Below are 549 nucleotides of genomic sequence, written 5' to 3'. Positions count from 1 at the left end.
CCTAAGGCAAATCCATCTAACCTAACTTGCGTTTTGGTAAAACTCGCTAATGCTTCTGCCGTCTCTCCATGGCTCACTACCACCGATAATGACGCATCTGCTATCATATATTCTAAGCGGCTACGCGGATAACTCGGGTCTAGTGGCACATAAGCACCTCCTGCTTTTAAGATCCCTAAAACCGCTATCACCATCTCCAGTGACCTATCTGCGCACACACCCACTAAGCTATCTGGCCCTATCCCATGCTCTGCGCGCAGGTAATGTGCTAGCTGATTCGCCTTCTCATCCAGTGTCTTATATTGTAAAACGTCATCTGCAAATGCAACCGCAACTTGCTCTGGCACTAAATCCACTTGACGCTCAAACAACGTATGAATACAAGCCGACTTATCATACTCTACTGCTGTGTCGTTCAGTGTATACAGCAGCTTGTGCTCTTCTTCTTTCGATAACAATGGCAAGCTACTCACTGCGGTTTGTGCACTGGCTTCACTCAATCCTGTCAATAGCCGCTCAAAGTGCGTATTCAGCTGGGCAATATGTCCT

1 protein-coding gene is annotated in these 549 nt (G+C 47.2%); it reads right to left on the bottom strand.

The features are described 5' to 3' along the window. Positions 1 to 549 (bottom strand): AMP-binding protein (locus D9603_RS21400; protein ID WP_153188204.1); only part of this gene is annotated, 549 nt, incomplete at both ends.

It is taken from the genome of Pseudoalteromonas sp. PS5, from assembly GCF_004103255.1.
GTDB lineage: Bacteria > Pseudomonadota > Gammaproteobacteria > Enterobacterales > Alteromonadaceae > Pseudoalteromonas > Pseudoalteromonas peptidolytica.
Note: the sequence above shows the minus strand (reverse complement) of the source record. Positions and strands in the feature narration are given on the sequence as shown.